The following is a 25,584-nucleotide window of genomic DNA, read 5'->3' as shown; positions in this document are numbered from 1 at the left end:
ACTAGAGGGTGTACCTTACTTTCTTTTTTTATACATATTTGGACTTACACAGACTATTGTACGTCATCCGACAATTATCCTGCTTCGTCCGACAATTATCCTGCTTCGTCCGACAATTATCCTGCTTCGTCCGACAATTATTGCCTGAATGGACAAGTCCATTCAGGCTTAATTTTCAATAAAACTTATTTCGTCACCATTCGTCCAACGACTAGTCGTTGAATTTCTTGTGTGCCTTCGTAAATTTGCGTGATTTTCGCATCACGCATGTACCGCTCAACTGGGTAGTCTTTCGTGTAGCCGTAACCACCGTATACTTGCACCGCTTCTACTGTTACTTTCATTGCTGTATCTCCAGCGAATAATTTCGCCATTGCTGATTCTTTCTGATAGGGTAAACCTTCTGATTCGTTATATGCCGCTTGGTAAGTTAGTAGTCTTGAAGCTTCGATTTCGGTTGCCATGTCTGCTAGTTTAAAAGAAATCCCTTGGTTTTTCGCAATTGGTTTTCCGAACTGTTCACGTTCTTTGGCATATTCAGTTGATTTGTCTAATGCACCTTGCGCAATACCAACTGCTTGCGCTGCGATTCCGTTACGCCCACCATCTAATGTTGTCATCGCAATCTTGAACCCTTCCCCTTCTTCACCTAACATATTTCCTTTAGGGATTCGGCAGTTTTCAAAGATTAACTCTGTTGTTGGAGATGAACGGATCCCAAGTTTTTCTTCTTTCTTACCGAAAGTAAAACCTTCAGTTCCTTTCTCAACAATAAACGCAGAGATTCCTTTATGTTGTGCATCCATATCTGTTTTGGCAAAAACAACGTAAATATCACCTACGCCACCGTTAGTAATCCACACTTTCGATCCGTTTAGGATATATTCATCACCATCAAGCTTAGCTGTTGTTTTCATTGATGAAACATCACTACCTGCACCCGGCTCTGATAATGCATAAGCACCAAGCGCTTCACCTGTTGCAAGACGTTGTAAGAAGTCTTGCTTTTGTTCTTCTGATCCGTACATGTAAATTGGCCAGCTAGCTAATGAAATGTGAGCTGATAATGTAACACCTGTTGATGCACATACGCGTGAAAGTTCTTCAACAGCAATAGCATAGCTTACAAAGTCTGAACCAATTCCACCGTATTCCTCTGGCCACGGGATCCCAGTAAAGCCAAGTTCCGCCATTTTATCGAAAATTTCGCGGTCAAATCGTTCCTCTTCATCACGCTCAGCTGCTGTTGGTTCGACTTCATTTTCCGCAAAATCACGAACCATTTTGCGTAGCATTTGTTGTTCTTCTGTTAGTTGGAAATTCATTAAGTTTGCCTCCTTTTATTTCAACAGTTGCCTGCTAATGACAACGTTTTGTACTTCTGTTGTGCCTTCATATATTTGCGTGATTTTTGCATCACGGAAGTAACGCTCGACTGGATAATCTTCTGTGTATCCATAACCACCAAATACTTGGACTGCTTCAATTGATGTATCTACTGCGGTTTTTGAAGCAAATTTCTTAGCGATCGAAGCCTTTTTACTACTGTCCATACCTGCTTGATAAAGTGATGCAGCATTGTAGACTAATAGTTTAGAAGATTCGACAGCAGTTGCCATATCCGCTAACTTAAACGAAACACCTTGGTGCTTAGCAATTGGACGGCCAAACTGCTCACGTTCTTTTGCGTAATCAATGGCTTCTTCTAATGATGCTTCAGCAATACCTAATGCTTGTGCCGCAATTCCAATTCGCCCAATATTTAAGTTAGCTAACGCAATTTTAAACCCTTCTCCTTCTTGACCTAGAAGTTGAGAAGCTGGTACTTTACAGTTATCGAAATTTAAAGATACTGTACTGGACCCGTGAAGACCCATCTTCTTCTCTTTAACACCTATTTCAAAACCAGGTGTGTCTTTTTCAACAATAAACGCTGATACACCTTTACTTCCAACTTCAGGGTTCGTATTAGCAAACACGACATAAGTATCAGCGTACCCTCCATTTGTAATGAAAACTTTAGAGCCGTTTAAAATGTAGTGATCGCCTTCTTTGACTGCTTTCGTTTTCAAGTTACCAGCATCACTACCTGCTCCTGGTTCTGTTAAAGCAAAAGCGCCTAAGTACTCACCAGAGGCTAACTTAGGAATATAATGGTTGACTTGTTCTTCTGTACCAAATTTCAAAATTGGGAAAGTCCCAACTGACGTATGAACTGACAGAATGACACCTAATGTAGCGCTGACTTTTGATAGTTCGTGAATCGCAATGATATAAGATGTATAATCCATCCCAGCGCCACCAAGCTTTTCGTCAACTGGAATACCAAGAAGACCAAGCTCGCTCATCTTCTTGATTAATTCTTCTGGAAATCGGTCTTCCTTCTCCATTCGCTCTACTTCTGGTGCGACTTCATTTTGTGCAAAGTCGCGCACCATTTTTCGCATCATCTCTTGTTCTTCAGTAAACTGTAAATTCATGAATGCTTTCCTCCGTTTACACTTTCTTCTATGAAGCTAGTTTATTCATATACGTAAAAGCCGCGGCCAGACTTCTTACCTAACCAACCTGCGCTGACGTACTTACGTAATAACGGACAAGGACGATATTTACTATCGCCAAACCCTTCATGCAAGATTTCCATAATATATAAGCAGGTGTCTAATCCGATAAAATCAGCTAGTTGAAGTGGTCCCATTGGATGATTCATACCAAGCTTCATCACTTCATCTACTGCCTCTACTTCAGCTACTCCTTCATAGACAGTATAAATGGCTTCATTAATCATCGGCATAAGAACACGATTAGAAACAAAGCCTGGGTAGTCATTTACTTCTACAGGATTTTTATTTAATTGCTTCGTTGTTTCTTCGATCGTTTGATAAGTTTGATCTGATGTTTGAATCGCACGAATAACCTCTACTAGCTTCATAATTGGAACAGGATTCATAAAATGCATTCCAATTACTTGAGTTGGTCTATTTGTCACAGCCGCAATATCTGTTATAGGTAAAGAGGATGTGTTCGTTGCTAAAATCGCGTGTTTAGGTGTAATTTCATCTAGCTGCTTAAATACTTTGGACTTCACTTCCATATTTTCAACAACCGCTTCAATGACAAGGTCACAATCCCTTGCATCTTCCAAGTCAGTTGTCGTTTCAATTCTCATTAAAGTATTTTGTTTCTCGTTTTCTGTCATTCTTTCCTTTTCCACATTACGTGAAAGTAGCTTTTCAATTGTTGCTAAACCTTTCTGCAATGACTCTTCTGAAATATCATTAAGCTTCACATCAAACGAGGACTGTGCAAATACTTGTGCAATTCCTGCCCCCATTTGACCAGCGCCAATTACCATTACTTTATTCACTGTCATATGCTCTTCTCCCCTATGAATCTAGTTTGTTATTGTTTTGGAACTTCTATTAATAAGGCATCACCTTGACCGCCACCAGAACAGATCGATGCAATACCTAATCCGCCACCACGACGTTTTAACTCATAAGCAAGTGTTAAAATGATCCTGGCACCACTTGCACCTATTGGATGACCTAATGCTACTGCTCCACCATTTACATTAACTTTCTCGGGATCTAACCCCGCAATCTCACTACTTGCTAATGAAACAGCTGCAAACGCTTCATTCACTTCAAATAGATCAATATCTTCTAGTTTATAACCCGTTTTTTCTAGTAACTGATTAATGACGATCCCTGGTGTTTCAGGAAAACGCTCAGCCTCTACTGCTACTTCTTCATGAGCAACAATGGTCGCTAAAGTTTCATGGCCATTTTGCTTAGCTTTTTCTTCTGACATTAGTAGCATTGCAGAAGCGCCATCATTGACACCAGGCGCATTACCTGCAGTGATGGTACCATCTTTACCAAATGCAGGACGGAGCTTAGATAATCCTTCAGCTGTTGTGCCTTCACGTGGTGCTTCATCATGTTCCACTTTGATCGGGTCTTTTTTTCGTTGAGGTACTTCAACTGTTGTAATTTCATCGTCAAATTTACCGTCTTTTATGGCACTTAAAGCACGTTCATGACTTTGAGCTGCCCACTCATCTTGTTGTTCGCGAGTTAAACTAAAATTATCCGCCGTTCTATTGCCGTATGTCCCCATGTGAACGTTTTCAAATGAGCAAGTTAAGCCGTCATGTACCATCATGTCGACCACTTTATGATCACCCATTCTTAATCCCCATCTAGCATTTGGCATAAAGTATGGAGCATTACTCATACTTTCCATACCACCAGCAACGATGACATCTTCTTCTCCTAATCGAATTAACATATCACCTAAAGCGACACTTCTCATTCCAGAAGCACAAACCTTATTAATCGTTTCGGTTTTTGTTGCCCAAGGGATATCTGCATAGCGCATAGCTTGCCTTGATGGAAGTTGCCCTTGCCCTCCTTGAAGAACTGTACCCATGATGACTTCACTTACTTCATCAGCTTTTACGTTTGCACGATTTAGTGTTTCTTTAATAGCAACACCACCTAATTGAGCAGCTGTTAATGGAGCTAATGAGCCTCCAAACTTACCAAAAGGTGTTCTTGCGCCTGATACAATCACCGTTTTAACCATATGTATCTCTCCTTTTTAAATCTTTGTAACCGTTATCAATTATTATAACATAATTCGATTGAGCGTTCGTTCGATTAATGTGAATTTTTAATTATTTTAAGTATATTTCCCTTCATTTCAAGACAGCATAATATATTTCTTGATGGATAGAGGCACAATTTAGAGGTAGTATTAAAGGATGGTTATTTGGTCAAGTCCGTTGTTCAAAGATAATAAGTGGTATCGAATCATAAGCTCAAAAATTGTAAAAAGGTAGATCTAATATGCAGAGCTTGCTAATCAAGGGTGTAGCCGAACAATCTACTAAGAAACCCTCCAAAAACAAAACTAACGCATAGAGGCTAGCCTCTATGCGTTTAGTTTATAACTATTATTCAGCTACAACTGGTTCTTCTTCAGTTACGCCTATTTCATGCCAGTAAGTGTCATCTCCTGGAATTAAGCTAGCGTTACCGTAGTTTACTACACGATTGTTAGCTGGGAATAACTCAGCGCGGTATAGTGTTGGGAATACAGGAATGTTTTCAACCATATATTCTTGCCACTCGCTATAAACTTCTGAACGTACTTCTGGGTCAAATGCTTCCTCAGAAATACCTTCTGCTAATAGACGGTCGTTTTCTTCACTCGCATAACGAGGGAAGTTGAATAATTGAGTACGACCATATAAGCCTGTAGGGTCCACATCAGCGCCTACACTCCATGCACCTTGGTAGATGTCGATATCCGGATCATCTTCACCGTGTTCACCTACACGCTCATAGAACTGGTTAAATTCTAATAGACGATCATCAATTAATTGTACATTTAGACCAACGTTTTCCCATTGTTGCATGTAGTAGTTTGCAATTGGTTCAGCTACGTCTCCACCTGACATTGATGCAAAGTTAATGACTAACTCTTCACCATCAGGCATTTCACGGAAACCATCACCCGTTTGATCTTCATAACCAGCTTCGTCTAGAATACGGTTCGCTTCTTCTGGGTCGAATGTTGGCACTTCAATTGAATCATCATGGTAATCAGGGTGCCATGGCGTAACTAGTGTCGTACCAGCCCAACGTAAACCGTTGTAGAAGTTTTCACCTACACCATCGTTATCAACTGCATACCACATGGCACGACGTAATTCAACGTCACCCATCTTCATGTCTTCACCTTGATAATTTACTTCACCATTTTCCTCATCCCAGTCACCTAGCTTAAAGCCAATATAAGTGTAAGAACCACCAGTTTGACCTAACCAGTCAACGTTTTCCATTTGAGAGTTTTCAGGATACTGATCGGCTGGGAACTCAGATACGATATCTACTCCACCAGTTTCTAATTCTTGTGCTACAACGTTCGGGTTAATAACTTGAATCGTAACACCGTCTAAGTTCGGTTCTCCACGCCAGTAGTTTTCATTCTTAACTAATTCAACAGATTCACCTGGAACGATTGAATCTACTTGGAATGCACCAATTCCAATAGGGTCTTCGCGAACAGCATCACTTTCAGCCATTTCTCCTACTGGAATATCTTCAAAGATATGTTTCGGCATTGCGTAAGTCCAAATACCACCTGATAATAGAGATGGTGTTAAACGCTCATAATGAATAGTGAAAGACTTATCATCATGGATTTCAATACCTGAAATCTCATCAGCTTCACCTTCATGGTATTCTTGCATACCTTCAATTAGAGTGAAACCTACTGTACCATAACGAACACCTGTGTATTCAGGGTGTGCGATTACTTCATAAGAATATACCCAGTCTTCTGCAGTTAACTCTTCACCATCATGCCACTGGATATCATCACCGATAGTGAACGTGATTGTAGCTTCTTCTTCATCTGCCTCAAAAGTAGCTGCGCCATCTTGAGTATAGTTGAAGTTTTCATCATGTGATAATAATGCCTCATCAATAAACATAAGGATATTAGCATCAGGAGTACCTGAATAGAAGTTATAGTCTAATGTACCCTGAAATACTGTGTCTGATACTAAACCAAAATTTAAGTGACCCCCATCAATCGGCTCTCCATCATTTGACACTTTCATATCAAAGTCATTGATGTCATAAACCATGTCTTCCGGGTCTTCTGCTGGCTCTTCTTCCTCTTCTTCTTCCTCTTCTTCTTGTTCTGTTTCATCGCCTGGGTCTTCCTCTGGTGCTTCTTCACCATTGTCATCGCCACCACAAGCGGCTAGAACCAAGAACAGAGCGAGCATTAGGACAAATAGATATCTGCCCATTAGTGATTTGCTCATTAAAATACCTCCCCTTTTTCCTTAAGTATTTTCGGTCAGATAAACTGACCATATTTATACTAATCGTTAGTCACAAGTTGTGACTAACGATTGTACCAAATTGATTATGCTCTTCTTTGTCGAGCATCAGCAGCACGTTTTAGTGCTTCACCTACGTTACGAACAGCAAGCATTAAAATTAAAATTAATACTGCTGCAGGTACCCAAATCCACCATCTGTCTTCTAATGTAGTTGGATTGGTTGCATAACTTAGTAGTGTACCTAAACTTGGTGTACTTTCCGGGAATCCGAATCCTAAGAATGATAGCCCCGATTCAATTCCTATATTTGCTGCTAAGTTAAGCGTCATTGTTACTACGATTAATGAAGCTATATTTGGTAACACTTGAGAGAAAATGATCTTAGTATGTGATGAACCTAACGTTCTCGATGCTTGAACGTAGTCTAGTTCTTTCTCTTGTAATGCCCTTGAACGGATCAACCTCGCGATTCCCATCCATAAAAATGCGGTCATAACAAGTGAGAACGTCCAAACACTGTATTTTGGTACAATGGTTACGAAAACGATGATGATCATTAAGTTTGGTAGTACCATAAAGAAATCAACAATACGCATCATCACGTTATCAACATGGCCACCGAAATAACCAGATACAACACCAAACACAATTCCAATAAAACCTGACATAATCGTAACTAAAATTCCAATGGCTAATGAGTTTCTTGTACCAATAATTAATTGACCAAATATATCTCTACCACCATAATCTGTCCCTAACCAAAACTCACTTGATGGTGATTCGTAAAGTGCAAACATATCAACCCTTACAATTTCATCTTGGTCCAATATTAAGGAGATTCCAAACACCCCTAGACTGGTCAAGACTAAAAATAGTAGTGAAATTAAAGCTAATTTATCTTTTAAAATTTCTTTCCAAAATATACTTAAACCTGAAGGACTTTTCTCTACTTTATGTTCTAATTCTTGTTCTGCTTGTTTATTACTCACTCGTTTCACCCCCTGCAGCCTTTCTATTTAATACGAATTCTTGGGTCAACAATACTTAGGATAATGTCTGATAGTAATGCCCCAAGAATTGCCGCCAATCCAAATAGTAATACGACCGATGTTACCACTGGGTAATCTCTTAGTAGAATCGACTCTATAAAGAGGTTGCCCATGCCTGGATAACTAAAGATTCTCTCTACGAAGATCGATCCCGTAATTAACATCGTAATCTCGTAACCAAAGAAAGCCGCGATTGGTAAAACTGAGTTACGGAAAATATGTCTATTATAAACTCTAGATTCTGGGGCACCTTTCGCCCTTGCTGTAATAATGAAGTCTTTTTGTTTCGTATCAATAATTTCACTTCTTAAGTATTGGACCGTTCCAACAACACCTATTAGAGCTATTGATAACCCTGGTAGTAATAAATGGTGTAATTTACTTAAGAAGAACTCAAATGTTCCTGGCTCTAATCCAGATTGAACTGACCCACCTGTTGGGAACCACCCAAACTGGAAACCAAAGATAAATAATGTTATTAAGGCAAATATGAAAAGTGGTGTTGCAAATCCAACATAAGTGTATCCTGTTATGACTTGGTCAACTAAACGATCATTCCAACGACCACTAATAATGCCTAATGGTAAGCCAATTGCATAAATGAAGATGACTGACACTAAGGATAGCCATACCGTGTTAATCATCCGATCCCAAATTAAGTCACTAACTGGCATATGGAACCGTGTCGATGTTCCAAAGTCACCTTGAAAAACCCCTGCAACCCAGTCTCCATACTGGACATACCACGGATTGTTTAACCCTAACCTTTCTCTTTGCTGCTCAATTGCTTCTTGTGACATATCTGGACCATATTGACCTGTTAGAGCATCACCTGGCATAAATGAAGCTAATACATATACGAGTAGGCTTAATAAAACAAGTTGCGGCATTGTTATAATTAGTCTTCTAACGATAAATTTCCACATAATCGAATCAACCTCTTTCTGGTAACGCTACTTTGTGTGTATCTGAAATGTTCTTCAGTTCGTATGCTAAGCCACTCTCATCAAAGTAATCATAAAATGATTGTTGATATTCCTCTTTGACTTGGGCACGGAACTTATGGTGTTCTTCACGCCTTCTTGGGTCAATATCAGGTATTGCCGCAACTAACCTTTTCGTATAAATGTGTTGTGGGTTGTTAAAAATATCTTCTGTCAACCCTTCTTCAACCAATCGCCCTTGATACATAATACCTATACGATCACACATATGTTTAATTACCCCTAGGTCATGGGCAATAAAGAATAGTGTGAGGTTCATATCCTTTTGAATATCTTGTAGAAAGTTCAATACTTGAGCTTGAACTGATACGTCTAGCGCTGATACAGGTTCATCTGCAATAATCAATTTAGGGTTTAAAGCAATTGCTCTAGCAACCCCAATTCGTTGCCTTTGTCCACCTGAGAATTCATGTGGGTATTTCATAATACTATCTGCACCAATCCCAACACGCTCTAATAACTCTTGTACCTTTTTCTTTTCTTCGTTTTTTGTCAACTTTTCATAGTTTCTAAACGGTTCAGCTATAATATCTAGAACCCGCTTCCTAGGATTCAAGCTTGAATACGGGTCTTGGAAAATCATTTGAACGTCTTTTCTTACGTCCACTTTCTTACCTTTCTTGTCGTTTAAATGATTACCATCAAAATAAACTTCACCATCAGTAATATTATTTAATCCCATAATCGCTTTTCCTGTAGTCGTCTTACCTGAACCCGATTCCCCAACTAATCCGTAAGTTTCCCCTTCAGGTACTTCAAAGGAAACTCCATCAACCGCTCGCACTTCATCAATCTTTCTATTTAAGATTCCGCCCCTGATTGGAAAGTGTATTTTTAAATCATCAACTTTCAGTAACGCCATTAGCTTGCTCCCCCTTGCTCTTTTCTTTGAAGTAGAAATGCTGATAACATGTACAGCGCACAAAGTGGTTCTCACTTACTTCATGTAACTGTGGGTCTTCTTCATGAGCGGCATCTTCAATCCAAGGAATCCGTGCTTTAAAACGACAACCTTCACGTGGTAAGTTTTTAAGTGACGGTACGATGCCTTGAATAACATGCAAGCGATCTTCCGAATGATCAGTTGCAGGAACTGAACTTAGAAGCGAACGCGTATATGGATGCTGTGGGTTAACAAAAATCGATTCTACATCTGCTATTTCTACAATTTGTCCGGCATACATAACTGCTACTCGGTCTGCCATTTCTGCTACAACACCAAGGTCGTGCGTAATTAGTATGACTCCTGAGTTTAAATCATCTTTCAATTCACGAATTAAGTCTAAAATCTGTGCTTGAATGGTTACATCAAGTGCTGTTGTCGGCTCGTCTGCAATGAGCAATTCTGGTTTATTAGCAATTGCAATCGCAATTATGACACGTTGCCTCATACCACCTGATAATTCGTGTGGGAACTGATCTACCACACGGTCTGGTCGAGGTAGTCCGACACGTTCTAATAACTCAATTGAATACTTACGTCGTTCTTCTTTTGACATATTTTTTTTGTGTAAAAGGAGAACTTCTCCAATTTGTTTGCCAATTTCCATTAAAGGATTTAGTGCTGTTAATGGATCTTGGAAAATCATTGAAACCTCGTTACCGCGAATTTTATTCATTTTTGAAGGTGGTAGATTAGCAATGTCTCTACCTTTAAACAGAATTTCACCTTCAATTTTTGCGCGGTTATGTAACCCCATAACAGAAAAAGCTGTTGCACTCTTTCCTGACCCTGATTCCCCAACAATCGCTAGCACTTCATTCTCTTTAAGGTCTAGCGATATATCATCTACCGCTGCGTAATACTCTTCCCCAATACGGAAGGATGTTGATAAGTTCTTGATCTCTAATAAATTCTGGTTCATCACAATCACCCTACACCTATATTTTCTTGCTGACCTCTTTTAGGAGGTAATTTTTATTTATTGTGTATATTCCGAAAATTCTTCTTAAAAAAAGAACTCCCCGAAAATTTCAATAACGTAATTTTTAAAATATTATAATAACTATTATTTTAAGTAACTAATTTATGAAATGCAACCTGTTTTAACATTTTTCTAAAAATATATTAAATTTTTATTATTCCCACATTACATTGTTATTAAACTATTTTAACACTCAATTCTAAATATTCAAGGATAATTTAATATTTTAACTCTTACAATTTTAACCTTATTTATAATACTTATATTCAATAAAAACCCCTATATGATTTGGACAAACCTAAATCATATAGGGGTTCATTGTTATGCAGGCTGTTCAGTTTTAGCTGGTTCTCCAAAAATGGAACGTTCCAATACTTCTGCAACATCTTGTGTTGTGACTTCTTCGTCTACTTCTTTTGCTTTCGTACCATCAGTTAACATCGTTAAACAATATGGGCATCCACTAGAGATCGTATTTGGTGTCACCTCTAGTGCTTGTTCAGTACGAGCGACATTGACGCGGTTCCCTGTTGTTTCTTCCATCCACATCATACCACCACCAGCACCACAGCACATACCATTTTCACGATTACGCTCAATTTCAACATATTCAACTCCAGGGATCGATTGTAATATGTCACGTGGTGGATTATACACTTCATTATAACGGCCTAAATAACAAGAGTCGTGGAAAGTAATCTTCTCATTGACTGCTTCTTTAGGTTCAAGACGTCCTTCATTAATTAATTCAGCTAATAATTCTGTATGGTGATAGACTTCCGCTTCAAAGCCAAAGTCAGGATATTCATTTTTAAAAATATTATAAGCGTGTGGATCGATTGTAACGATCTTCTTCACATCATTCTTCTCAAATTCTTTAATATTCTTCTCCGCAAGCTCCTGGAATAAGAACTCATTCCCTAAACGACGCGGTGTATCACCTGAGTTACGCTCTTTATTACCTAAGATTGCGAACTTTACGCCAGCTTGGTTCATTAAACGTGCAAAAGCAACAGCAATCTTCTGACTGCGATTATCATATGCACCCATTGAACTTACCCAGAATAAATACTCAAATTCTTCGCCTTCTTTATTTAATTCCTTAACTGTTGGAATGCGAAGTGTTTCATCCATCTCTCTCCAGTTTTCACGATCTTTCTTAGAGAGCCCCCAAGGATTACCTTGACGCTCAATATTCATCATCGCACGCTGAGCTTCTGGGTCCATCTTACCTTCAGTCATCACTAAATAACGTCGAAGATCAATAATCGTGTCAACGTGTTGGTTCATAACAGGACATGCATCTTCACAATTACGGCATGTTGTACAAGCCCAAAGCTCCTCTTCAGTTACGACATCACCAATTAATTGTTGATTCATCACTTGTTCTTTTAAAGACCCATTAGGATCAGCTACTTGATTGCCCGTTTCATTAGCAAATGCATAAGATGGTACCCATGCAGATTTACCTGTTACAGCAGCACCCTTCTCTGTTAAGTGGTCACGAATTTTCACTAAAATATCCATTGGTGAAAGCATCTTACCTGAGCCTGAGGCTGGACAGACATCAGTACAACGCCCACATTCAACACATGCATATAAATCTAGTAACTGTAACTCACTTAAATCTTCAACTTTACCTACACCAAAGGAAGGCTCCTCTTCTGTTTCATCCATTTCGTCCATATCAAAGCTGATTGGTTCAAGCTTTCCATGCTTCTTATCTTGGTTAAAGTATACGTTTGCCGGACCAGCAATTAAGTGTGCGTGCTTAGATTGTGGAACATAAACTAAAAATGCTAATAAAGCAACTAAGTGAATCCACCACATAATGTAGAACATCGTAGCAGCAACTGTTGGACTCATCCACATAAATACAAAAGCAATCGCAGAAGCAACTGGTTCTGTCCAAGTTAGACTATGTTCATGCCAGACCATCTCAAAACCGTTACCAGCGAGTACCGTTACCATTAATGTACCGATAAAAATTAATACTAACCCCGCTTTAAAGCCTCGTTTCAAACGGACGAGCTTCTCAATATAACGACGGTAAAACGCCCAGACAACCGCAACTAATATCGTCAACGTTACGATTTCTTGAAAAAAAACAAAACCTGGATAGAAGATTCCAAATGGAAGATTCGATTCAGGATTTAATCCCTTCCATATGTAATCGATTGCACCAAACTGCACAAGTAAAAAACCATAGAACATCATCACATGAATAATTCCGGACTTCATGTCTTTCAACAATTTCTTTTGTCCAAATACATAAACCCAAATATCCTTCAAACGTTGTTTAACGTCTTGATCATACTCAGATTTACGACCTAGCTTAATATAAGCAATTCTCGTTCGTACAACTTGCACAAATAAGAATAACGCATAAATTGTAATTGCTAAAAAGGCAATCCAATTAACCCATAATAGCGCTTCCATCTGTCTCCCCCCATGATTGTTTAAGTTCGTACAACTATCCATATTCTAACACGAAATACGTCAGAATTGATAAAGTTTTCGTATAATTTCATTATACACTGAATGAGCATTCAGTCAATCATTTTTTTGTATATATAATCTTGACGAATAACATACTAACAAAAGAAGGAGGACAGGCATTATGTGGGCCTTAATTATTATAGCTTTAATTATTATCTTTTTTATATTTAACTCACGACATAAAGAACCAGTAGAAGTGCCTGATTATCCGATTCGTCAAGCTGATATTACATTTTACTGGGATGGAAGAGGCTTATTCAATCAATTTTTTGAAGACGTACGCCATGCTAAGCAATTTATATGTATTAACTTCTTTATTATTAACAATGATACATTTGGAAAAAAATTCTTACAATTATTAAAAGAGAAAGCAGATGAAGGCATTCCTGCATACTTAATTGTCGACCGGGTTGGGTCAAGATCACTTAAAAACGGTGTAGAAGAAGAGCTCAAGAATGCTGGTGTTCAGTTTGCTTTTAGTAATAAAATTTCTTTTAAAGGATTCTTTTCATCTATTAATCATCGTAATCATCGAAAAGTTACAGTCATAGACGGTTCAGTTGCTTATATTGGGGGATTTAATGTTGGTGATCAATATGTCAACGATAGCCCGAAGTTTTCTTTGTGGCGTGATTATCATTTACGATTAACTGGTGAGGCAACAATAGATGCTCTAGATTTGTTCAAACTTGATTGGGAGCGTAATACAAATAAAAGTTTAGAATTCGAAGCTAAACCTACAACAAAAGGTGCCTACAAAGTCCAGTTATCACCTTCTTCTCATGGTACTTTAGAAAAAGATTTCTATAAGTTAATTAATGATGCAAAGACGTCCATTAAAATCGGAACACCCTATTTCATTCCGAGTGAAACACTGATTGATTTATTAAAAGAAAAAGTTAAACAAGGAGTTCAAATTGATATACTCTACCCTCATGAATCAGATCACCCCCTTGTAAAAGAGGCTTCAATTCCTTATTTGAAACAAATAGAGCAAGCAGGGGCAAATGTGCACTTGTTTAATAACGGCTTTTATCACGCTAAAATTCTCATACTCGACAACGAAATAGTGGATATTAGCACAGCCAACTTTGATCGTCGGAGTCTGTTTTTAAGTGATGAAGTGAATGTGTTAGTTTTTGATGAAGAATTCACAAGAAGAGTTGATAATTACTTCATGGAAGATGTTAAAGAGTCGATTCCTTCGTATGAAGACTGGTTCAAAGACCCGAACCGGTTTGTCATGGCAATCAAAAAAGCAATCGCTTATATAGTTAGACCATTGTTATGAGGGTGAGACAAAGGAATTTTACAGTGTAAGATCCGAACTACTTGTAATCTGGGTAATTTCGCCTGATTATTTGGGAATCAGGCGAAATTTTTATTTTTCAGGCGAAATTCTCAATAATCAGGCGAAAATCAAATTAATCAGGCGAACGCCTAATTAATTGGGCGTTCGCCTGATTCCACTTTACACAAAAAAGCACGTTAACGCCTTATTAGTTATCCTTGTTTTATACCACCAACACAAACACAAAAAGAGTTGCGTGTATATGCCATAACATGACATTACTAGGATTGGAAAACTTTCATGTGATCGATACATGGGAAAAACGATCATTTTCATATTTATGTCGAACGCCAACGTGAGATGACATCATGCCCTATTTGTCATACCTCAAACGGTTAAGGTTCACGATTATCGTTGGCAAAAGGTTAAAAACAACCGATTTTTAATCGGCCCACAATGGTCTGGTATCGTAAGCGTCGCTACCAATGTCATCAATCATTCTGTCGTAAGTGATTTGAGGAAACGAATGCCTTTGTTACCCGTTATCAGCTACAGTCCGCCGAATTCATTAAAATCAAGCTAATAGACCAATAAGAGCCAATATTAGGATAGAAAAGGAGTCTTCTTATCGAAAAAATCGATAAAAAGACTCCTTTTTTAAAAATCTACTTTATAGATTAAAATTAACCGCCTTTTTCAGTGGCCTCCTACGCACTGTGGTTTCAGCCTCGCCTTTGCACCCGCAGGAGTCTACGCATTTGGATTCCATAAAGTAACTGGTCAACTAAGGTGAACTACTAAACGTTCATGTTTTCACCACACTTCAACCCTTTTGTCCCAACCTCTTACATCTTTTCTGGTGCGTGAACACCGATTAAGTTTAAAGCATCTTGAATAACAATACGAGTTGCTTTCATTAAAGCAATACGAGCTTGTGTTAACTCCACTTGAGTTAAGTCGATTACCTTCTCAGCATTATAAAAGCTATGAAGGTCTGATGCTAAGTCAAAAACATATTGTGGAATACGGTGCGGCATTTTCTTTGTTGCTGCTTCAGAAACCACTTGCGGATAGTCACCTAATCGTTTTAGAAGGTCTATTTCTTTTTCAGCTGTTAGTAAAGATAAATTCGGCTCTGCTTCAAGATTAACCCCTTTATCTTCTGCTTGTTTAAGCATACTACAAATACGGGCATGCGCATATTGGACGTAGTAAACTGGGTTATCATTAGATTCAGACCGCGCTAAATCCATATCAAAATCTAAATGAGCATCATTTGAACGCATAATAAAGAAATAACGCGTCGCATCTAATCCAACTTCATCAATTAGCTCTTTCATCGTTACCGCTTTACCTGTACGTTTACTCATTTTAACTTTTTCGCCGTTTTCAAACAGGTTAACCATCTGAGTAATTTTAATATCTAATAAATCTTTAGAATTACCTAAAGCTTGAATTGCAGCTTTCATTCGCGTCACGTAGCCGTGATGGTCTGCTCCCCAAATATTGATCAGGTGATTGAACCCTCGACTAAGCTTATTTTGGTGATAGGCGATGTCTGGTGTTAAATATGTGTAAGTGCCATCTTGCTTTACTAATACACGATCTTTATCATCACCAAACTCAGTCGAAGAAAACCATACCGCTCCATCCTTTTCATAAACATAGCCCTTTTCTTTCAAGGCTTTAACTGCTTCTTCAACCTTACCTTCATCATACAATGACATTTCTGAGAACCATGTATCAAAAGGAACACGGAATGCTTCTAAGTGCTGTTTAATTTGTGCTAATAAATGCTTTAGGCCGTGTTCTCTAAAAGCTTGCAAGCGCTCAGTCTCTTCCATTTCATAAAAATGATGGCCATGTGAATCCACTAAGCCAGATGCTAAGTCAATAATATCTTGACCCCGATAGCCATCTTCTGGCATTTCCTTTTCTTCGCCGATCGCTTCAAAATAACGAACTTCAATTGATTTAGCTAAATTATCAATTTGATTACCAGCATCATTAATGTAGTACTCACGCTCAACTTCATAACCAGCCTTCTCCATCACATTCGCTAACGTGTCACCATATGCTGCTCCTCTTGCGTGACCTAAGTGAAGTGTACCAGTTGGATTTGCTGAAACGAACTCAATTTGCACGCGTTCGCTTTGTCCTACATTCGTATTTCCATAATGACTCCCTTGTTCAAAAATCGTATCGATAACATTTGCTAAATAGGAATTGTTCATAAAGAAATTAATAAAGCCTGGACCTGCTATATCAATCGATTTGATCGAAGCTTCCTCAATATTAATTTCATTCACAATATCCTCAGCAATTTCACGAGGTGCTTTTTTAGCGATCCTAGCTAGTTGCATCGCCATATTTGTCGCATAATCACCGTGACTTTTATCTTTTGGCGTTTCTAACACGACTTCTGGCATTTCTTCTTGACTAGCTAAGTTAGCGTTTAGTACAGCCTGTTCAATTGCTTGTTTTAATTGAATTTCAACTTGTTCCACTACGTTCACTTCAAGCATCCTCCTCTTGGAATTTAATTTCTAATATATGTTCTCTCGGTTCATCTTCATTTAATAGAACTTCATATTGTAAATATATTTTCCCAGAACGGTTTTTCTCACCTTTATAGTATTCCATTCGATTCGTTCTCGTCTCCATTCTAAATTGACCATACGGATGACGGTAAACACTCTCTGTACTCGTTCCAATTCGAAACACTTGATGCATTTTTATTGGGCCTTCACGTTTTAGAGTGATTTTCTCTTCTGTAACAATCACAGTTGTGTTAACAACTCCAAACTCTTCCATTTCTTCCTCATATTTAATGATGTGAAGTTTTCCTCTTTGTACATAAGAGCCTTTCTCTTTACGACTAATCACTTCTTCTAAACCATTTGGGTCTTTGATTTCTGTATCTACGGTAATATCGACATTTAAAACTTGATTTGACAACCCTCTTCGTCCTCTCTTTCATCCGAAACATTACGTATATCAAATTGTATTATAACGAAACCATAAATAAAAGAGAAGCAAACGTAAAAACCAAATATTTTACCACGCTAATTTAACTGAATCTTGATGTTTAATTTCTTCCTACTTATTCCATACTAAAATTTAAGACTGCAATAGACAGGAGTCAACAAAATATGAGAAAACTTTTAAGACGACTGGTCATCTTAGGCTTTTTTAGTTTGGTATTCTTATTATCATCTATTATTGTCATATTTACATACACTTTAGTACAAGGCCCTCCCTCATTTGAAATAGATGAAAATACAGTTATTTATGACCAACATGAAGATATCGTTTCCGTACATCACGGCGTAGAAAGTCGATATTCAGTACCTCTAGATGATATATCACCACATGTGGTCGATGCTTTTGTGGCAGCAGAAGATCAACATTTCTTTGATCATTACGGCTTTGATTTTAAACGAATTGCTGGTGCAGCATATCATAACCTGTTAACCCAGCAAAAAAGTCAAGGAGCAAGTACAATCACACAACAATTTGCGAGAAATGTATTCTTAACTCATTCGAAAACGTGGGAGCGTAAAATTCAAGAAGCTTTAATCTCTCTTCGTTTAGAAATATTTCAATCTAAAGATGAAATTTTAGAAGGATATTTAAATACGATTTATTTCGGTCATGGTCAATATGGTATTGAGGCTGCTAGTCAGTATTATTTTGATAAGCCGGCTTCTGATTTATCAATCTCTGAATCTGCCCTACTCGCTTCAATTCCTAGGGGCCCTTCAATGTATTCACCTATCCACGCATATGATCGTGCTGTTGAAAGGCAACAGTGGATCTTAAGCCGGATGCGTGATTTAGGGAAGATTGTTAATAGTGAATATCGCCAAGCTTTAGAAGATCCACTGCAGATTGCAACGACCGTTGAAGCGCAACAAGATATTGGCGATTATTATATTGACTTTGCGATGAATGAAGCTGCTAATATACTAGATGTCGACCGTGATCGACTCGAGGCGGATGGTTATAATATTTATACAACCATTGACCCTGAAGCACAAGCATCATTAGAAGAAAACACAAACAACAGATTGCCAGAACATGAGGATTATCAGGTTGGAGCCGTCACAATTGATCATCAAACAGGAAAAATTGTTGCATTACAAGGTGGTCGAAACTTCCAAACAAGTCCATTTAATCGTGTTGTACAGTCTGAACGGATGACAGGTTCAACGTTTAAAACTTTTCTCTATTATGCGGCTTTAGTCTATGGATATACACCATCAACCACACTCGAAAGCGCACCAACATCTTTTACATTAGAAGATGGTAGGCCATATGATCCGACTAATTATAACGATCGTTATGCCGAGCGCCCTGTCACTTTAGCTCAAGCATTAGCCGTTTCTGATAATATTTATGCCGTTAAGACGAATATGTTTATGGGGCCAGAGAATTTAGTTGAAGCTGCTGAATTATTCGGGATTGAAGGAGGTTTAGAGCCAGGGTTAGCGTTAGCTTTAGGAACAGAGTCAGTTTCTGTGTTTGATATGGCAAAAGCCTATTCTTTATTAGCTAACAACGGGTGGCAAATTGAGCCATACGTTATTGAGAAAATTGAAGATCGTAATGGAGATATTGTTTATCAACATGAAGAAGAATCGCCCGAGCGTGTATTAGATGAAAATTATTCATTTATACTAACCCATTTATTAACTGGGATGTTTGATGATCGACTAAGTGGATACTTAAGAGTGACTGGCGCATCCATTAGTCATTCTTTAGACCATGAGTTCGCTGGTAAATCTGGCACGACAGACCACGATGCATGGATGGTTGGATTTAGCCCTAATTATACAACAGCGGTATGGACAGGGTATGATGACAATCGCGACTTAGAAACTACAATAGAACAACAAGCAGCGAAGCAAATTTGGGGCGATTTCATGAGCGATTTACACGAAGACCTTCCAGTTGAAGCTTTCTCAGTCCCTTCTGGAGTCACGGGTGTTCGGGTTGATCCTGAGACTGGATTATTAGAGGGTCCTGGCTGTGAAGAGCAGTCGCGACTAATGTATTATATTCAAGGAACTGAACCGACTGAATCATGTGATGAAATTTAACCAGCCAATAAAAAAGCAGGGTTAGCCTTTAAAAGCTAACCCTGCTTTTTTGTCCTAATAAACATGTAGATTGTAGAACCCCATGTTTAGTTTTATTTTACAAAGAATTTAAGCAAAGTACAATCATGAGATGAATTGTTCACAATTCAGACATAATTAAGCCAGAACATTCTTTAATTCATCTGTTGAAAGTTCCCAATATTGTTCATTAAATTCTTTCAAGAAATCTCTTAATAATGCTTTAGAATCGTCATCCATATGCTCTAAAATGATTCGCCCTTTAAGTGACTTATCCATACGGTTTACGTGCTCGGCTAATACTTTATAACCTCGACGGGCTTCTCGGTCGACTTCTAGATAACAAGCGGCAACACCATAGTAATAAGGTCCTTCTTCACCGCGCTCTACTGTTACCCATACAATCCAATAAGGCTTCCCATTTGGTACTTCCTCTTGATCTGTTACAAATTTAATACGTTTTTCAACTTCACTACGCGCATGCATAGCACCCATATCAACCCATACGCGGTCTTCATTAGGGTCAACAACCAGCGGGGACATATTTTCTAAACTAAAAGCTCCTCCACCACTGTAACCCGGGTGACCATCTATCGGATCATCTTTCATAATTGTAAATTGATTGCTTTTTTTCTCTTGGTTTTTTCCTTCGCTCATCACTCACGCCTCCTTCAGTCGACTTTCACTTTATATTGTGCCACATTCAACTATTCAATAAAAGTATAGCCTTTTAGAACAAGTTACTGAAGAAATTCACGATACTCTTAAAAAAGTTACCAATAGCGCTTAAGAAGCCGCCTTCATCGATCTCAAAGTTTTCATCTAAATAATCGAGCACCTCATCTGTGTAAGTTAAACCTTTTACAGTGTCTTGATGAAAGAAATCCCAAAGCTCATTAGCTATTGTGTCATCGACTTGCCTTGTCCACGCTTCACGCTCTTCTTCACTGTCAGTAAATACAGCATCTAAAGTATACAAAATATAAGGTAGCTCTAGATTGTCATATTCATCTTGTACTGGGTACCATTCATTCTCTACTGATAAACGGTAATAATCCTCTTCTTCACTAGCATTAGCCATAAATGGTATGAACATCATAATTACAATACTTAATAAGAGACTTTTTATGATTAGCTGCATAACAATACTCCTCAACTTGTATTTTGTCTATCACTATAATATATGAAGGGTTCTTGTCATGAAATAATTTTGCTTAAATGTTATAAAATTTTCATAGTTAAAGTAAAAAAACCTGCTCTCAAGCTAAATTGAGAACAGGTTTTTGATTAAGCTACTATCTTCGTTACGCCATATGCAAGTATAATCCAACCAATTAAGAAGGCTAAGCCGCCTATTGGTGTAATCATGGCAAAAAATTTAGTACTTGTTAGTGAATAGATATACAAGCTTCCAGAAAAGATTAGAATTCCAACTAAAAATGCCCATCCAGAAGTTTGGAATACAGTTAATTCAGTTTTCAAAAGTAAAATCGAAGCAATGAATATCGCAATCGTGTGAAACATTTGGTATTGTACAGCTTTCTCCCACGTTTGCATCATTTTTTCACTTAATCGATTCTCTAGCCCATGCGCTCCAAAAGCACCCAACGCAACTGTAATAAACCCACTAATCGCACCTATCATAAGCAAAATCTTCATCTCTTTACGCCCCTTCGCTTAACTGGTTCATTAAATTAAAAGTCAAAGATCGAATCGCCATTTGTATCATCTTCTTCTAACCTTGTTCCTTTGTCAAAGCTTTTCTTCTCAGGCTTTTGAATACCCATCATTCGTGCTTCAATATCAGAAACTTCTAGATCACTTTGATTATGTTCTTTGAAATGCGATTGATCATTTGAATCCAAAGTTGTTGCTCGGCGCTCATCAGAAGTTAATACAACATCCGCTAACGATCGGATTGCGTACATTTTAGCATGTATATCAGCTTCGTTAGTAGACTGTTCAATAGATTGTAATTCATTTTTCATTTTTTCGATTATTGCACCGTAAGATATCGTCATCGTCACTCACCTAATTCAACTATACTCTACAAGCATTATAGCACATTTATGCAAGGCCGAATATCGAGATGATTAGGATCGTCACCATGACAACAGGTACAACAAAACGTACTATAGTAAGCCAAATTTTTTGTAACACTGGTGATTCAATTTCACTGTTTTTAATCGCTTGGTCACGACTTAAATACCAACCAACGAAGATCGCCATTAACAAACCACCTAATGGCAAGATGACATTCGCCGTAATATTATCCATCATATCTAAAATGTTATTACCGCCAATTTGAATATGGCTCCACACACCAAACCCTAAAGATGCTGTAACACCTAAAACAAATATAATTGACCCCATAATTAAAGTCGCGCGTTTACGTGTTAAACCTAGTGTACGGTGTACGTATGCTACTGGTAATTCTAATAGTGATAAGGCGGATGAAAATGCTGCCATTGTTAATAGAACGAAGAATATAATTCCAACAATGTGTCCTATTGGCATACTCTCAAAAATACTAGGTAAAATAATAAAGACTAATGGTGGTCCTGAATCAGGCTCTACACCAAAACTGAACACTGCTGTAAAGATCATCACACCTGCAATTAATGCAAATACTGTATCCATTAAGCCAATTCCAACTGTAGCAGCTGGTAAGCGGTCTTTCGCTTTTAAATAACTACTGTAAGTTAACATGCCACAAATACCGATACTCAATGAAAAGAAAGCTTGTCCTAATGCCATGAAGTAAACAGACGGCTCTGTTAACATAGACCAATCTGGGGTGAATAGGAATGATAGCCCTTCACTTGCCCCATCTAATGTTAACCCATACACTGCCATAAAAATTAACAATACGGCTAATAGAGGCATTAACACATTGTTAGCACGTTCAATCCCTTTCTTAATTCCACGCATAACAATTAAAATCGTAAGTCCTAGAAATAATGCTTGCCAAAATAGCGGGGCTACAGGGTTACTTGTCCACGCTTCAAAAGCAGCACCAAATCCACCATCTGGTTCTGTCCAATAAGCACCCGTTACATATTGATATAAATAAAATAAAGTCCAACCTGATACAACACTATAAAAGCTTAAAATTAACACTCCACCTATGACACCCATTACCCCTGTTAAGTGCCACTTCGTATTAGGTGCTAAACGCTTAAAGGAACCAACAGCATCCATTTGACCTGCTTTACCAATACTAAACTCTGTTAAAAGTAGAGGAATACCAATTATTAGAACAAAGAATAAATATATTAATAGAAATGTCGCACCGCCACTTTCACCTGCAACATATGAAAAACGCCATATATTACCTAATCCTACTGCTGAACCCATTGCAGCAAGCATGAATCCGAATCTAGTTTTCCATTGATCATGGGAAATCCCATCTGAACTGCTCATAAACCTCACTCCTTATTATATTGAACAACAGTAACATATGATTCAACTTTGAAAAATATGATTTGTTAAAGTTTATTAAATTTTATCACCTAACCCCTTTTAAGTGTCAATGCTTTAAATTGATAAAATTATAAATAGATAAAAATAATACACTGCTAATTGCAGTGCAGTAAGCTATTTATATTAATTATCTTTTAACTTTCACATCTTTTTTCTGTTTTTCAGAGATCCAGTAAACGAACTCTTTCTCTTTTTTGCATAGATCTCGACCTAACTCTGTTTCAAATATAGATACTAATTTCTCACATCGTTCTTTCATTTGTCTATGCAACCTCCTAAAAAATAAAGAGAATTTATATATTTATATGTAATTTATTAAAGGCAATTTAACTCAATAAAACCAACCAATTTATATTATAGATATTTTATGTTAAAATGTAAAGGGGTTTTGTCAGAAAATTTTAAATTGTTGTAAAAAAGGAGCAATTTTTTTTGGAGGTGAAATCGTTTAATAACATAATGCTTTTAAAATAAAAATGACAGATTCTTTTGGTTATATTTTTGCATCTTGTTGCATAAACATGTATATGTCATAATATATTTGATTCTAAAGGGGGGTTATCGATGGAAGACCATTCTACTATTCCATTAAAATATCATTTCAAATTTTTAATTCTATCTATTCTAGGTATTTTCTTATTCATGACGCCAATTACTTATGGCGGTGAGACAAGTATTCCCGTTGCGGTATTAGCAGGTGAACTAGAAGCTTTTCTAGGAGAAAATGCTGTATTACTTGTTTTAATAATTATATCAATATCAGCCATTCTCTCGCTGATCGCACATTTTATGCACAAGAGTAATCCTAATACATTCGCAAAAGGGACTATGGCTGGTGATTTATTTAATGTCGGGCCCGTTTGGTTAATTGTTCGTTTATTAGGTATGATTTTTGCTATTTTAACGTATTTCCAAATTGGTTGGGAAGGTATTTATTCTGACATTACTGGTGGACTTTTATTAGACGGATTACTTACTTTCTTATTAACTGTATTCTTATTTGCTGGTTTATTATTACCACTGTTATTAAGTTTTGGTTTACTAGAATTAATTGGAGCTCTTTTTGCGAAGATTATGCGCCCTGTATTCAAATTACCAGGACGTTCAACAGTCGATAATTTAACATCATGGTTTGGCGATGGTACAGTTGGTGTTCTTTTAACAAACCAGCAGTATGAACAAGGTTATTATACGAAACGTGAAGCTGCGGTTATTGGTACTACATTCTCAGTTGTATCGATTACATTTACGATCTCAATCATCCAAGAGGTCGATCTAATGCACATGTTCTTACCTTTATATGCTACGATTTTTGTAGCTGGTTTAGTGACTGCATTAATTATGCCACGTATTCCACCTTTATCGCGTATTCCTGATGAAACTTATACAGGTGATGAGCATCAATTAGATGAATCGATTCCTGCGAATTATAATCCATTCACTTGGGGGTATAAGCAAGCTGTTACGCGTGCAGAAAAGTCACCAGGAGTAGGCGGTTATTTTAAAGCGGCGACTAAAAATATTTTAGATATGTGGATTGGCGTCTTACCAATCGTTATGGCCGTTGGTACACTCGGTTTAATCGTAGCTGAAATGACACCGTTTTTCACTTGGATAGGTACACCATTTGTACCAATATTAGAACTTATGCAAGTCCCTGAAGCTCAGGCTGCAGCAGAAACGATCTTAATTGGTTTTACAGACATGTTCTTGCCAGCTTTATTAATTGAATCTGTCGGTAATGAAATGACTCGATTTATCGTAGCTGCTTTAAGCGTTGTACAGTTAATCTATTTATCTGAAGTTGGTGGTGTTCTATTAGCTTCTAATATACCAATTAACTTCAAACGTTTAGTCGTGATTTTCTTATTACGTACAGCTATTGCACTACCAGTTATTATTTTAATGGCTCACTTAATCTTTTAATCATTAGGTTATGTTAAAAGAGATCGTACGGGTATATTTATACATCGCGAAGAGTGATGAATCATTGAGTGGAATCCTTGATTAATGAGAAAAACTCTCGATATTTGAGCGAAACTTTCATTAATAGAGTGGTTTAAAAATCCCCAATTAGTTGACTTGTTGTCACTAGTTGGGGATTTTCTATTAGGCTCTAAAATATTTGTTGGGGTAGAGACACAATTTAGGATGTGGTTATGATAGCGGCCGTTGGCGTCAGGTGTTCCGCTTACGGTGGATGCTTGCCGCGGGCACGGCTCGAGCCTCCTCGGCCGAAAAGCATGGCCTGTGGGGTCTCGAGACACGTGCTGTTCCCGCAGGCGTCACCACCTTCGCTTCTCACCTGAGGCCAACTCAGCGGTTTGATAAGACAAAAAAAGCACCCA

21 protein-coding genes are annotated in these 25,584 nt (G+C 37.8%); 3 read left to right on the top strand and 18 right to left on the bottom strand.

All coding sequences use genetic code 11. The features are described 5' to 3' along the window. Positions 1 to 185 precede the first annotated feature (185 nt). From ABDZ63_RS08960 to ABDZ63_RS08915, 10 genes are all read right to left on the bottom strand, one after another. Positions 186 to 1,325, bottom strand: a complete 1,140-nt coding sequence (locus ABDZ63_RS08960; RefSeq protein ID WP_343783225.1) for an acyl-CoA dehydrogenase — start codon at positions 1,323 to 1,325, stop codon at positions 186 to 188. A 15-nt stretch (positions 1,326 to 1,340) separates the two neighbouring features. Beyond that, a complete protein-coding gene (locus tag ABDZ63_RS08955; protein ID WP_343783224.1) occupies positions 1,341 to 2,480 on the bottom strand; it encodes an acyl-CoA dehydrogenase in 1,140 nt (379 codons plus the stop codon). Between the two features lie 41 nt (positions 2,481 to 2,521). Then, positions 2,522 to 3,373, bottom strand: coding sequence for a 3-hydroxybutyryl-CoA dehydrogenase (locus tag ABDZ63_RS08950; protein WP_343783223.1), 852 nt, complete (start codon positions 3,371 to 3,373; stop codon positions 2,522 to 2,524). Between the two features lie 29 nt (positions 3,374 to 3,402). Further along, the gene (locus ABDZ63_RS08945; protein ID WP_343783222.1) at positions 3,403 to 4,590 is read right to left on the bottom strand and encodes an acetyl-CoA C-acetyltransferase; all 1,188 of its coding nucleotides are present in this window, start codon (positions 4,588 to 4,590) and stop codon (positions 3,403 to 3,405) included. 370 nt (positions 4,591 to 4,960) lie between these two features. Further along, a complete protein-coding gene (locus ABDZ63_RS08940; protein ID WP_343783221.1) occupies positions 4,961 to 6,844 on the bottom strand; it encodes an oligopeptide ABC transporter substrate-binding protein in 1,884 nt (627 codons plus the stop codon). Between the two features lie 104 nt (positions 6,845 to 6,948). Beyond that, positions 6,949 to 7,854: an ABC transporter permease gene (locus ABDZ63_RS08935; protein ID WP_343783220.1), complete on the bottom strand. Its 906-nt coding sequence runs from the start codon at positions 7,852 to 7,854 to the stop codon at positions 6,949 to 6,951. Between the two features lie 23 nt (positions 7,855 to 7,877). Continuing rightward, positions 7,878 to 8,840 (bottom strand): oligopeptide ABC transporter permease, encoded by a 963-nt coding sequence (opp4B, locus tag ABDZ63_RS08930; protein WP_343783219.1) that lies wholly within the window; start codon positions 8,838 to 8,840, stop codon positions 7,878 to 7,880. Positions 8,841 to 8,847: 7 nt separating this feature from the next. Then, positions 8,848 to 9,780, bottom strand: coding sequence for an ABC transporter ATP-binding protein (locus tag ABDZ63_RS08925; protein WP_343783218.1), 933 nt, complete (start codon positions 9,778 to 9,780; stop codon positions 8,848 to 8,850). After that, on the bottom strand, positions 9,761 to 10,783 hold the full coding sequence (locus ABDZ63_RS08920) for an ABC transporter ATP-binding protein (RefSeq protein ID WP_343783217.1): 1,023 nt from the start codon (positions 10,781 to 10,783) through the stop codon (positions 9,761 to 9,763). Before ABDZ63_RS08920 ends, ABDZ63_RS08925 begins: the two co-directional genes overlap by 20 nt. A gap of 381 nt (positions 10,784 to 11,164) precedes the next feature. Beyond that, positions 11,165 to 13,282 (bottom strand): (Fe-S)-binding protein, encoded by a 2,118-nt coding sequence (locus ABDZ63_RS08915; protein WP_343783216.1) that lies wholly within the window; start codon positions 13,280 to 13,282, stop codon positions 11,165 to 11,167. A 181-nt stretch (positions 13,283 to 13,463) separates the two neighbouring features. On the opposite strand from ABDZ63_RS08915, the gene ABDZ63_RS08910 reads away from it, so the two are divergent. Continuing rightward, positions 13,464 to 14,633, top strand: coding sequence for a phospholipase D-like domain-containing protein (locus ABDZ63_RS08910; protein ID WP_343783215.1), 1,170 nt, complete (start codon positions 13,464 to 13,466; stop codon positions 14,631 to 14,633). A gap of 845 nt (positions 14,634 to 15,478) precedes the next feature. On the opposite strand, the gene argS is transcribed toward ABDZ63_RS08910, so the two are convergent. After that, positions 15,479 to 17,149: an arginine--tRNA ligase gene (argS, locus tag ABDZ63_RS08905; protein ID WP_343783214.1), complete on the bottom strand. Its 1,671-nt coding sequence runs from the start codon at positions 17,147 to 17,149 to the stop codon at positions 15,479 to 15,481. 1 nt (position 17,150) lies between these two features. Next, positions 17,151 to 17,591 (bottom strand): YwiB family protein, encoded by a 441-nt coding sequence (locus ABDZ63_RS08900; RefSeq protein ID WP_343783213.1) that lies wholly within the window; start codon positions 17,589 to 17,591, stop codon positions 17,151 to 17,153. Between the two features lie 194 nt (positions 17,592 to 17,785). Here ABDZ63_RS08900 and ABDZ63_RS08895 point away from each other — a divergent pair, with 194 nt between their 5' ends. Continuing rightward, a complete protein-coding gene (locus ABDZ63_RS08895) occupies positions 17,786 to 19,735 on the top strand; it encodes a transglycosylase domain-containing protein (RefSeq protein WP_343783212.1) in 1,950 nt (649 codons plus the stop codon). Between the two features lie 156 nt (positions 19,736 to 19,891). Here ABDZ63_RS08895 and ABDZ63_RS08890 read toward each other — a convergent pair whose 3' ends face one another. From ABDZ63_RS08890 to ABDZ63_RS08865, 6 genes are all read right to left on the bottom strand, one after another. Then, positions 19,892 to 20,410, bottom strand: a complete 519-nt coding sequence (locus ABDZ63_RS08890) for a YwhD family protein (protein WP_343783211.1) — start codon at positions 20,408 to 20,410, stop codon at positions 19,892 to 19,894. Between the two features lie 73 nt (positions 20,411 to 20,483). Then, positions 20,484 to 20,894: a PH domain-containing protein gene (locus ABDZ63_RS08885; RefSeq protein ID WP_343783210.1), complete on the bottom strand. Its 411-nt coding sequence runs from the start codon at positions 20,892 to 20,894 to the stop codon at positions 20,484 to 20,486. Positions 20,895 to 21,040: 146 nt separating this feature from the next. Then, entirely contained in the window at positions 21,041 to 21,412 is a 372-nt protein-coding gene (locus ABDZ63_RS08880; RefSeq protein ID WP_343783209.1) for a DUF423 domain-containing protein, read from the bottom strand. 35 nt (positions 21,413 to 21,447) lie between these two features. Further along, positions 21,448 to 21,774: a DUF5327 family protein gene (locus tag ABDZ63_RS08875; RefSeq protein WP_343783208.1), complete on the bottom strand. Its 327-nt coding sequence runs from the start codon at positions 21,772 to 21,774 to the stop codon at positions 21,448 to 21,450. A gap of 46 nt (positions 21,775 to 21,820) precedes the next feature. Continuing rightward, on the bottom strand, positions 21,821 to 23,176 hold the full coding sequence (locus ABDZ63_RS08870) for a sodium-dependent transporter (RefSeq protein WP_343783207.1): 1,356 nt from the start codon (positions 23,174 to 23,176) through the stop codon (positions 21,821 to 21,823). 187 nt (positions 23,177 to 23,363) lie between these two features. After that, positions 23,364 to 23,495, bottom strand: a complete 132-nt coding sequence (locus ABDZ63_RS08865; protein WP_343783206.1) for a hypothetical protein — start codon at positions 23,493 to 23,495, stop codon at positions 23,364 to 23,366. A 305-nt stretch (positions 23,496 to 23,800) separates the two neighbouring features. On the opposite strand from ABDZ63_RS08865, the gene ABDZ63_RS08860 reads away from it, so the two are divergent. Then, a complete protein-coding gene (locus ABDZ63_RS08860; protein WP_343783205.1) occupies positions 23,801 to 25,162 on the top strand; it encodes a YjiH family protein in 1,362 nt (453 codons plus the stop codon). Positions 25,163 to 25,584: the final 422 nt, after the last annotated feature.

This window comes from Alkalibacillus silvisoli (assembly GCF_039521975.1).
In the GTDB taxonomy this organism is placed as follows: domain Bacteria; phylum Bacillota; class Bacilli; order Bacillales; family Alkalibacillaceae; genus Alkalibacillus; species Alkalibacillus silvisoli.
The sequence above is the reverse complement of the archived record's forward strand: the minus strand, read 5'-3'. Positions and strand labels throughout refer to the sequence as shown.

Excerpts from the sequence above, each read along its gene's own strand:
- ABDZ63_RS08960 (WP_343783225.1), bottom strand. The coding sequence starts at position 1,325 with ATGAATTTCCAACTAACAGAAGAACAACAAATGCTACGCAAAATGGTT.
- ABDZ63_RS08955 (WP_343783224.1), bottom strand. The coding sequence starts at position 2,480 with ATGAATTTACAGTTTACTGAAGAACAAGAGATGATGCGAAAAATGGTG.
- ABDZ63_RS08950 (WP_343783223.1), bottom strand. The coding sequence starts at position 3,373 with ATGACAGTGAATAAAGTAATGGTAATTGGCGCTGGTCAAATGGGGGCA.
- ABDZ63_RS08945 (WP_343783222.1), bottom strand. The coding sequence starts at position 4,590 with ATGGTTAAAACGGTGATTGTATCAGGCGCAAGAACACCTTTTGGTAAG.
- ABDZ63_RS08940 (WP_343783221.1), bottom strand. The coding sequence starts at position 6,844 with ATGAGCAAATCACTAATGGGCAGATATCTATTTGTCCTAATGCTCGCT.
- opp4B (WP_343783219.1), bottom strand. The coding sequence starts at position 8,840 with ATGTGGAAATTTATCGTTAGAAGACTAATTATAACAATGCCGCAACTT.
- ABDZ63_RS08925 (WP_343783218.1), bottom strand. The coding sequence starts at position 9,780 with ATGGCGTTACTGAAAGTTGATGATTTAAAAATACACTTTCCAATCAGG.
- ABDZ63_RS08920 (WP_343783217.1), bottom strand. The coding sequence starts at position 10,783 with ATGAACCAGAATTTATTAGAGATCAAGAACTTATCAACATCCTTCCGT.
- ABDZ63_RS08915 (WP_343783216.1), bottom strand. The coding sequence starts at position 13,282 with ATGGAAGCGCTATTATGGGTTAATTGGATTGCCTTTTTAGCAATTACA.
- ABDZ63_RS08910 (WP_343783215.1), top strand. The coding sequence starts at position 13,464 with ATGTGGGCCTTAATTATTATAGCTTTAATTATTATCTTTTTTATATTT.
- ABDZ63_RS08895 (WP_343783212.1), top strand. The coding sequence starts at position 17,786 with ATGAGAAAACTTTTAAGACGACTGGTCATCTTAGGCTTTTTTAGTTTG.
- ABDZ63_RS08890 (WP_343783211.1), bottom strand. The coding sequence starts at position 20,410 with ATGAGCGAAGGAAAAAACCAAGAGAAAAAAAGCAATCAATTTACAATT.
- ABDZ63_RS08885 (WP_343783210.1), bottom strand. The coding sequence starts at position 20,894 with ATGCAGCTAATCATAAAAAGTCTCTTATTAAGTATTGTAATTATGATG.
- ABDZ63_RS08880 (WP_343783209.1), bottom strand. The coding sequence starts at position 21,412 with ATGAAGATTTTGCTTATGATAGGTGCGATTAGTGGGTTTATTACAGTT.
- ABDZ63_RS08875 (WP_343783208.1), bottom strand. The coding sequence starts at position 21,774 with ATGACGATATCTTACGGTGCAATAATCGAAAAAATGAAAAATGAATTA.
- ABDZ63_RS08870 (WP_343783207.1), bottom strand. The coding sequence starts at position 23,176 with ATGAGCAGTTCAGATGGGATTTCCCATGATCAATGGAAAACTAGATTC.
- ABDZ63_RS08865 (WP_343783206.1), bottom strand. The coding sequence starts at position 23,495 with ATGAAAGAACGATGTGAGAAATTAGTATCTATATTTGAAACAGAGTTA.
- ABDZ63_RS08860 (WP_343783205.1), top strand. The coding sequence starts at position 23,801 with ATGGAAGACCATTCTACTATTCCATTAAAATATCATTTCAAATTTTTA.